Source organism: Ruegeria sp. CDSB113, assembly GCF_059611045.1.
Genome location: NZ_JBXWOU010000005.1, coordinates 236,998 through 246,077, shown reverse-complemented (window position 1 = coordinate 246,077; position 9,080 = coordinate 236,998). Strand labels below are relative to the sequence as shown.

At 58.1% G+C, this 9,080-nt stretch carries 9 protein-coding genes; 7 read left to right on the top strand and 2 right to left on the bottom strand.

The genetic code is table 11. From position 1 onward, the window contains the following. The first annotated feature begins 464 nt into the window (after positions 1 to 464). The 4 genes from AC2FIS_RS12220 to AC2FIS_RS12205 all read left to right on the top strand — a co-directional run bounded on the left by AC2FIS_RS12220 (position 465) and on the right by AC2FIS_RS12205 (position 4,382). Positions 465 to 1,220, top strand: coding sequence for a 5-oxoprolinase subunit B family protein (locus AC2FIS_RS12220; RefSeq protein ID WP_496773584.1), 756 nt, complete (start codon positions 465 to 467; stop codon positions 1,218 to 1,220). Then, positions 1,217 to 2,215, top strand: a complete 999-nt coding sequence (locus AC2FIS_RS12215; RefSeq protein ID WP_496773582.1) for a 5-oxoprolinase subunit C family protein — start codon at positions 1,217 to 1,219, stop codon at positions 2,213 to 2,215. The genes AC2FIS_RS12220 and AC2FIS_RS12215 overlap by 4 nt, the downstream gene beginning before the upstream one ends. 12 nt (positions 2,216 to 2,227) lie before the next feature. After that, a complete protein-coding gene (locus tag AC2FIS_RS12210) occupies positions 2,228 to 2,989 on the top strand; it encodes a LamB/YcsF family protein (protein ID WP_496773581.1) in 762 nt (253 codons plus the stop codon). A 145-nt stretch (positions 2,990 to 3,134) separates the two neighbouring features. Beyond that, positions 3,135 to 4,382 carry a hypothetical protein gene (locus AC2FIS_RS12205; protein ID WP_496773579.1) on the top strand — a complete coding sequence of 416 codons (1,248 nt, stop codon included), beginning with the start codon at positions 3,135 to 3,137 and terminating at the stop codon, positions 4,380 to 4,382. A 59-nt stretch (positions 4,383 to 4,441) separates the two neighbouring features. Here the strand turns inward: AC2FIS_RS12205 and AC2FIS_RS12200 are convergent, their stop codons facing one another. Continuing rightward, the gene (locus AC2FIS_RS12200) at positions 4,442 to 5,827 is read right to left on the bottom strand and encodes a D-alanyl-D-alanine carboxypeptidase family protein (protein ID WP_496773577.1); all 1,386 of its coding nucleotides are present in this window, start codon (positions 5,825 to 5,827) and stop codon (positions 4,442 to 4,444) included. Positions 5,828 to 6,107: 280 nt separating this feature from the next. Continuing rightward, positions 6,108 to 6,809 carry an HAD family hydrolase gene (locus AC2FIS_RS12195; protein ID WP_496773575.1) on the bottom strand — a complete coding sequence of 234 codons (702 nt, stop codon included), beginning with the start codon at positions 6,807 to 6,809 and terminating at the stop codon, positions 6,108 to 6,110. Between the two features lie 91 nt (positions 6,810 to 6,900). On the opposite strand from AC2FIS_RS12195, the gene clpS reads away from it, so the two are divergent. The 3 genes from clpS to AC2FIS_RS12180 are packed head-to-tail and all read left to right on the top strand — an operon-like array spanning position 6,901 to position 9,078. Further along, the gene (clpS, locus tag AC2FIS_RS12190; RefSeq protein WP_058271961.1) at positions 6,901 to 7,242 is read left to right on the top strand and encodes an ATP-dependent Clp protease adapter ClpS; all 342 of its coding nucleotides are present in this window, start codon (positions 6,901 to 6,903) and stop codon (positions 7,240 to 7,242) included. Positions 7,243 to 7,274: 32 nt separating this feature from the next. Beyond that, positions 7,275 to 8,240 carry a class I SAM-dependent methyltransferase gene (locus AC2FIS_RS12185; protein WP_496773573.1) on the top strand — a complete coding sequence of 322 codons (966 nt, stop codon included), beginning with the start codon at positions 7,275 to 7,277 and terminating at the stop codon, positions 8,238 to 8,240. A 37-nt stretch (positions 8,241 to 8,277) separates the two neighbouring features. Beyond that, positions 8,278 to 9,078 (top strand): SDR family NAD(P)-dependent oxidoreductase, encoded by an 801-nt coding sequence (locus AC2FIS_RS12180; protein WP_113792155.1) that lies wholly within the window; start codon positions 8,278 to 8,280, stop codon positions 9,076 to 9,078. Positions 9,079 to 9,080: the final 2 nt, after the last annotated feature.

Genomic DNA, 9,080 nt, shown 5'->3' with positions numbered 1-9,080 from the left:
GCGTCCGGCTGTCTCTCCAACCCGTCCGGCCGTCTCTCCGACCCGTCAGCGCCGCCTCAGCAGCGCCGGTGAAGGGGGTTCTAAGGTTTACCCCGCAAAGCCGCAAGCAGAAAATGGCGTCCTGGGCGATTTTTTTCCATTTTTCTACTTAACCGTTATTTATCAATATCTTAAGTGACGCTACGCGCCCCCCTCGTACGGCGATCTCATCAGTTGAAATACAAGTCGGACCTACACCTACCCGCATCGCCAGTAAGCGTACCCCTATATATAGACAGGGCGCCCTATCACACCACAAGACTCAACCGAGTCGGAAGCGATTCAATGAGTCGGAATCGTCCCCAAAAACCACGCTGGCACTCAATTCAGGTATAGAATCCGCGCGTCTCTACCCTCGTCGGGCTTGCGCATTGGCCCGGGATGCTGTGTGGTCGCCTCTGTAAGATGCCCGGGTTAGCCGTGAAATGACCACCAATACAGCCGACATGTTTCCACGCATAAGTACCGTAGGCTATGACGGCCTTCTTGTTTCCTTTGCCGATGCCATGGCCGAACCATCAAACCGGGCGGCGCTGGCCTTTAGGGGCGCAATCGACGCGGCATCCTGGGACGGTGTTGTCGAAACCTCTGCATCCCTTGCATCGGCCTATCTGAGGTTCGATCCCGACAAACTGCCTCGCACTGAAATCCAGGATAAACTGCGACACCTACTTGCACAGCAAAATTGGTTTGAGGCACCAATGCCTGCCGGTCGCAGGTTGTGGCGGGTCCCGACAGTTTATGGGGGCGAGCTTGCTCCGCAACTGGACGAGGCAGCGGCGGCGGCGGGGTTGGATTCCATGGAAGCCGTTCGGCGGCTGAGCGACACAAAGGTACGCGTATTAACCATCGGCTTTGCACCAGGGCAGCCGTATCTTGGTCCGCTTGGTCCTGAGTTCAATATTCCACGTCTGAAGGAACTGACTCCTATGGTCCCAGAGGGGGCCTTGGTATTGGCAATTTCCCAATTCGTACTGTTCTCGGGCCCCACTCCGACCGGTTGGCGGCACGTGGGCCAAACCGCATTTCGTTGCTTTCGCCCTGACGCACCGCATAGCTTTGCGTTGAAGCCAGGGGATGAAATGCAGTTCCTGTCCGTTTCGCGCGACGAACTGGAAAGCATCCGTGCCAACAACTCGGACGGCTCAGGCGGGGCCACCTGCGAGGAGATCGCGGGATGAGTCTGATTGTTCATCGCGTTGGCCCGGCCTGCACAATACAAGACCAGGGCCGTGTCGGGTATCTGGATCAGGGGCTGTCCCGATCCGGCGCCGCCGATCAGCTGGCCCTGCACGAGGGCGCAGCGTTGCTGCGTCAAAGCCCGGAGCTTGCGGCCTTGGAAATGGCTGGAATGGGTGGCGAGTTCGAGGCAACGCAATCTCTCGGCATCGCTCTGACAGGTGCTCCGATGCAAGCCAGCATTGATGGCGCACCTGTGGTCTGGAATGCGTCGCACCAGATGGAAGCCGGGCAGCGGCTGGTAGTCGGCGCCGCGACGCGCGGGACCTATGGCTACCTGCATGTCAGCGGTGGGATCGCGTCCGAAGCCTTTCTGGGATCACGCTCAGCGCATTTGACCGCCAAGATCGGAAGCACCATTCAGACCGGAGATGCATTGCCAGTCGCGAGCGGATCAGTCGTGACGGGCATGAAACTTACCCCGGATGATCGCTTCACGGGTGGCGTTCTACGCGTGATCGCCAGCTTTCAAACCCCCCTGTTTGATAAGGAAACGCTGGACCGCTTTGTGCAAACCGAGTTTCGGCGTGGCAGTCGGGCCAACCGAATGGGGATGCAGTTGGATAGCGAGGGTGAAGGTTTCGCGGCCCACGGTCAGCTGAACATTCTGTCCGAGGTCATCACCCCCGGTGACATACAGATGACCGGAACAGGCAGCCCCTTTATCCTGTTGCCCGAATGTCAGACCACCGGAGGTTATCCCCGTATCGCGACGGTTCTGCCCTGTGACCTGCCGCGCGCGGCACAAACCCCGGCGGGCGGGCAGATCAAGTTCGAATTCGTGTCACTGGACGAGGCCACGTCCCTGCAAACCGCCCACAAAGCCGAACTTGCCCGCCTACCTGCGCAAGTCGAACCACTGGTCCGTGATCCGCATGACATCCCGGACCTCTTGTCCTACCAATTGATCGGCGGAATGATCTCTGCCACCGACTAGGGAGTACCACCTATGCCAAGCGTCGATCTGAATGCCGATATGGGCGAAAGCTTTGGCCCCTGGAATATGGGCGATGATGAAAGCCTTCTGAAAATCATCACATCCGCCAATATCGCCTGCGGCTTTCACGCCGGTGACCCGGATGTGATGGCCAAGACGATGACCTTGGCCGCCGAAAACGGCGTTGGGATCGGCGCGCATCCCGGCTTTCCCGACCTGCAAGGCTTTGGCCGTCGCAACATGAAAGTGCCCCATGCCAGCCTGCGCAATCTGGTTCGGTATCAACTGGGGGCTGCAATCGGAATGGCCAAGGCCGTTGGCACCGAAGTGCGACACCTGAAGCTGCACGGAGCGCTGGCCAACATGTGCTCGGTCGATATCGACATGGCGCGAGCCTGTTATCAGGGCTCGCTGGATGTCGATCCGGACATCATCATCATGGTTTTGGCCGTTACCAAACAAGAAGAAGCCGTGCGCGAACTGGGGTGCAAATGGGTCGGCGAGATCTTTGCGGACCGGGCCTATAACAACGACGGAACCCTTGTCGACCGCAGCCTGCCCGGCGCGGTTATTCATGACCCAGGAATTGCCGGACCGCGCATCCTGAACATGGTGCGCGAAGGTGCCATCATCACCGAAAGTGGCCAGCGGCTGGAGACATCCATCGACACGATCTGCCTGCATGGCGATGGCCCAACCGCGGTACAAATCGCCCGTTCGGTTCGCACATCCCTGATCGACGGCGGGGTCGATGTGACAAAATTCATGCGATAGAAAGAAGGGCGTAATCCTGACGATCTATCCTCTGACTGTTGCCTGTATGGAATACAGACCCTAGCATGCCTGACAAGTGCATGTTCTGAATACCACAATTCCAAGCAACGCCATGCCGAACCGGTATAGGCAAGGAGGTTGGCCAATGTCTTTCGATCTGATGAATTACGAACCGCGCGGCGACAAAAAGAACTCTGAGTTCTTTCACCAATATTTGCCGATGATCTACGAACGCCGCCAAAGCTCGGGCGTGGCGGAACAGGTCGGGGCGATGCAGGCGATCGTCATTCAGGTTGAACCGGACGCGATGTTCGACACGCTGATCGAGCTTTATGTCATGACACCCTACAGACATACGGCCAGCTATCTGGGTCAGACGCACAAATTTGCGGTGATGCACTCACACACCGATTATCCTGCGATAATCGTCATGGCGCCACTAAGCCCGACATTCGAAGACTTTATCCCGCGCATCAACCGTATGTACCCGCTGGCCCGCAACACCCCCCAGACCCGCTATGTCGGAGAGATTTATGGCGCCACGGACCTTAAGACCCTAACTAAAACGCTTGAAGATCAGAACATCAGGTTTGAGTACAAAGGCGACACCGAAAACCCGTTCTACACTTCGGACGGGTTCAGATTTACGTCTCCGTCCGATTTCACCTGTAACAGGGTTGGCTACTCATCCCTGGATTTCAACGACACCGACAGCCTTGGTTTGGGTGACCGGATACTGCTGAGCAGTGACGAACAGGCGCGGCTGGATCAGGCGGCGGCATTCGGGGCAGACAGCAAAATCGCGCCTTTGATGCTAGGGGTCGACCACCTTGCAACACGCATTCTGGCTGGTGAGCGTGAGGACGCGATCCTCGAGTTTCTGACCATGGTGCCCTATTACTTTTGGGGAGCGTACAACATTTTTGACATGAACTCGTCGACCAACGTGAACCGAAACGCGAATGTGGACGATGACAAGAAGTCCCCCGCCAAGGTCTTTACAGCGAACAACACGCCCTCCTTCGTCAATTCCTTTGAACAGCTGCCGATGCCGACCGAGGATTTCGTGCGGAACTTTGGCCGTCGCCTGCACCACATGGCGATCGAGATCCAGGACGGCGATCACGGCGCGGGTGAAAAGAACGTCGATTTTGTGGTCAACACACTCAAGGATGAAGGTGTACCGTTCCTTGCCCATGTGGTGGGCGAGTGTAAGGACGATCCAAACCTCAAGCAGATCTTCTCAAAGCACTCGAAGTATACACTGTTGATCACCGAGTATATCGAACGCTGCCACCACTATGACGGGTTCTTTACCAAGGATAACGTGGCCGCCCTGACCGCTGCGGCGGGTCAGGATGAACAATACGAACACGGCCACGTCTTCGACTGACAAAAAAAGGCTGCGAGTTTCCTCGCAGCCCAGATCCATTCAGGAGAGTATGTCGGGCCTTATGACGGCCCGATCATGAAACAAGTCACATTCCGGGCCTGCAACCGGCGGCAGGCCAGATCGGCCTGTTCGCGGGTCATGCCCTGGAATGTCGCGTCGAAGCCGCGCGAGCTTTGGTTCACCTTGCGCAGCGTGCCTTCCAGAGTGGTCATTTCCGACAGGGCCGTTTTCAGCAAAATCTTTTCCGCCTCATATCGGGTGGTATAACGGCCTACGTTCACGCCCCATAGTCGCCCGCCCGATGTGGACAGGCGCGTCACGATCTCTTGCTCGGGTTCGGGCTGCACTGCCGGATCGGTCGAGGCCAGTACCAGGTCAGCCGGGCGCGCAGCGGGACGGGGTGCGTCACCATCACCAGAGGGTTGGATGTCGGCAGCCGCAATTGCCGCGGCGATGCCATCCTTGATGCGCGTGCCGTTTTTTGCAGCCGTTTCAGCCACAGCACCGGCAACCTGAACTGCGGCACCCGGTCCGGGGCGCAGAACGGGGCGCAGACTGGATTTTGGCGCGATTGTCAGCGCCGCGACGGTCGCACCCAATCCTGCGTTTCCGGCATAGGTCGGGCGCGCCGGCTTGCGGATCGGGGCGCGCGAGGGGGCGCGGCGGAAGCCCATATCCAGCAATTCGGCCACTTTGGCGTTCCGCGATGCGCCGGATTTACCGCCAAAGACAGTTGCGATGATGCGTTCGTCCTTGCGTTTAGCCGATGCAACCAGGTTAAAGCCCGCAGCCCGCGTGTATCCGGTCTTGATACCGTCTGCACCTTTATAGGCCGCCAATAGGCGACGGTTCGTGTTTGGAACCGTCTTGATCCCCGCATGCGTGGATTGGCGCGAGAACAGATTGTAATACTGCGGATAATCATAAAGCAGATGGCGACCCAACGTGGTCATATCCCGCGCGGTCGACAAATGGCCCGATTCCGTCAAGCCGTGTGCGTTCTTGAAGGTCGTCCGGTTCATGCCCATGGCTTTGGCGGTACGGGTCATGCGGCGCGCGAATGCGGCCTCGGATCCACTGATCGCGATTCCAATTGCCGTGGCCGCATCATTGGCGGACTTCACGGCAGCCGCCCGGATCAAATACCGGAACGCAATGGTCTGCCCGGTGCGCAGGCCCAGCTTCGAGGGGGGTTCAGCCGTCGCCTTTTTTGTGATTCGAACGGGCGTGTCCAAAGTGATCTCACCATTCCGCACCGCCTCGAACGCAATGTAGAGTGTCATCATCTTGGTCAGAGAGGCCGGATGCAGTCGGGTGTCAGCATTGCGCGAATGCAGAACCTCGCCTGTCCGGGCGTCGATGACCATCGCCGCATATGGTGCCGCAAATCCCTGCAACGGCGCGAAGGAGAGCAGCCACAAGAATGCTATAAGAAATAAGCCCATCCGGGCCGGAACTGTCCGCCGAACCTGCACGATCTTTGCCTCTGTCTACCTCAGGCCGCCGGGTTTTCCCGGTCAGCGTTAATTATTTTTATTATCGATAAGGCTAACACAGAGACCCAATGAAATAAACCGAAAGCGTGCAAATTCGCTGTTTTGTTAAGGGTCCGAACCAGCACTACATGTAGACGCGCATAGCCCGCGACCTACCACAACTGCGCAAATTGAACCCCTGAATGTAAATCCCGCCCCGTTTTTTGAAAACTGAGACCAATTGGCAACATCAATTTAGGCGCTGAACAAGATCAGCAAGTTCGCCCAAATCCCGCAGTTCGCTATAGCGCGGATTGTCCGCAGGGGTTTCGGCCTTTTCGATCTCCCAAACCAACCCATGGGGCACATAGACGCCCCAACACCCGGCCTGGATTGGGGCGACGACATCGGACCGCATCGAATTGCCTACCATCATTGCAGATTCGGGCCCGTCACCATGCCGCGCAAATATCTCTCGGTAGGTTTGCGCTGATTTTTCGGACACGATTTCGACCTCGTCGAACAACTCTCCCAGACCGGATTGCGCCAGCTTTCTCTCTTGATCGATCAGGTCGCCCTTGGTGATCAGAATCACCCGATGCGTATCAGTCACCGCTTCGATGGCCTCTCGCGCGTGGGGCAAAAGCTCGATCGGGTGGGCCAGCATCTCCTGCCCCGCTTCGACCAACTGGCGGATAACCGAGGCTGGAACACGGTCGTCGGTCACCTCGATTGCGGTTTCGATCATCGACAGGGTGAAGCCTTTGATTCCGTAGCCGTAGTGCCGGATATTGCGTTTTTTCGCAGCAAGCAGCCGATCCAACAGGTGATCGCGATCAGCGTGATCGGCCAGCAATTCCGTGAAATGCGTCTGCGTCAGTTTAAAAAACCGCTCGTTGTGCCAAAGCGTGTCGTCGGCGTCGAACCCAATTGTGGTCAGCGCTTTTTCCATTTCGATTACGTCCTGCTGGCTCTTTTCTCTGGCCCCATGCACGTTATATAACCGATCAGACAAACCGAAGCCTGAATCGGACAAAGGCGCAATGACTGAACACAAATGGATGATGTCTGACCAACCGGACAACGACGATGATCCGTCGCTGTTGGTACAGACGCGCCCTAAAACCAAGCGCCCGCCGTTGTACAAAGTACTGCTTCTGAACGACGACTACACGCCGATGGAATTCGTGGTGCATGTGCTGGAGCGTTTCTTTGGCATGACCCATGCCGAGGCGTTCGAAATCATGTTAATCGTTCACAAGAAAGGCGTCGCCGTGGTTGGCGTGTTCAGCCATGAGATCGCCGAAACCAAAGTGGGCCAGGTCATGGACTTTGCCCGCAGGCACCAGCACCCCCTGCAATGCACAATGGAACGGGAAGAGTAAGGCCGCCTTAGCCTTCTCTCTCATATTTGCCGATGTCCCCACGTCTTTATCTTGCCCTGCAAAGCGGCCTTGAGCTGTCGCAACCACTCAGCGTGCTTGGGCCGACATCCGACAGCGATCTGTCGGCCCTGCCGCGTGAAACGCAGGTGGTGCAGCCATTCAAACCGTTTCACGATCACTTTGCCGGACAGGGCTTTGCCGCCGTGCCGGAAGCCCACGACCCTTGTCAGGATGCCATCGTGATACTGCCCCGTGCCAAGGCGCTGGCGCGCAGCATGGTGCATCAGGCCTGTCAGCGGGCCAACGGGCTGATTGTCATAGACGGCGCCAAAACCGACGGTGTCGACAGCCTGCTGAAAGACATCCGCAAACGCGTTGACGTCGAGGGGCCCATCGCCAAGGCACACGGCAAGATATTCTGGTTCCAATCCGCGTCCGAGGCTTTTGCCGACTGGGCCGCCCCGGACAATCAGACAGTTGATGGCTTTCAGACCGCGCCCGGTGTGTTCTCTGCTGATGGGATTGACCCTGCCTCGGCCCTGCTGCTGAGCGCATTGCCCGAAAAGCTGGGTGCAAGGGTCGCTGATTTGGGCGCTGGCTGGGGGTATCTCGCGGCGGGTGTGCTAAAGGCCGCCAATCCGCGCGCGTTACATCTGGTCGAGGCCGACCAGATTGCCCTTACCTGCGCACGCGTCAATTTGGCCGAGGCCTGCGCGCAGTTCCACTGGGCCGACGCCGTCACGTGGAACGCGCCGGAATCGTTGGACACGGTGATCATGAACCCTCCGTTCCACACATCCCGCGCCGCCGACCCTGAACTGGGTCAGGGCTTTATCAAATCCGCAGCTCGAAACCTGACCCGGAGCGGCAATCTGTGGATGGTCGCAAATCGCCACCTACCCTACGAGGTCACGCTGGCCGAGAATTTCGTGCAGGTTCACGAGGTGTCCGGCGACAATCGGTTCAAGGTGTTTCACGCCTCTCGCCCTCGACGGTGATCCCGGTTAACCTGCGCCGCAAATCAGGAGACAACGCATGTCCTTTTCCATAGCCGGCAAGACCGCCATTGTCACAGGCAGCGCCAATGGTGTCGGGCTGGCCATCGGACGCCACTTTGCGGATGCCGGGGCCAATGTCATGTTTGCCGACATGGACGAAAAACGGCTGTCCGACGAACTTGGCGAACAGGCCGATGACAGCAACATCCGGTTTTTCGCTGGCGACCTGCGGGAAAAGCTGACCATCGCGAACCTGTTGTCTGCCACGCTAGATGCCTTTGATCAGGTGGACATCCTGATCAATGGTGCGCGGCAGGTGATCCCGTCTGATCCGCTGGATGCGGACGACGATTCCGTGCGCATGCTGCTCAATCAGAACCTGATGCCCGCGCTGCGCCTAAGCCAGGCGGTCGCCAAGCGCATGATAAAACAAGCAGGCGACACTGACGAAGGCCCCGCCGGGTCGATCATCAACCTGTCTTCAATCGCCGCGCGGCGCACCCATCCCGATCTGATGGCCTATTCCGTATCCACCGCCGCGCTGGATCAGATGACACGTTCGCTGGCCGTTGCCCTTGCCCCGAAACGGATCCGCGTCAATTCCATCGCGCTGGGGTCGGTCATGAGCGCCTCGCTGCAATCCACGCTCAAGGAAAACCGGGACTTTCGAAACGATATCGAGAAACATACGCCACTGGCCCGGATCGCAGCCCCGAACGAACTGACCGAGACGGCACAGTTTCTGGCCTCGGACGCAGCCGGATTCATCACCGGACAAATTCTGACAATTGATGGCGGCCGCACCTTGCTGGACCCCGTCGCAGCCCCGGCTCATTAATC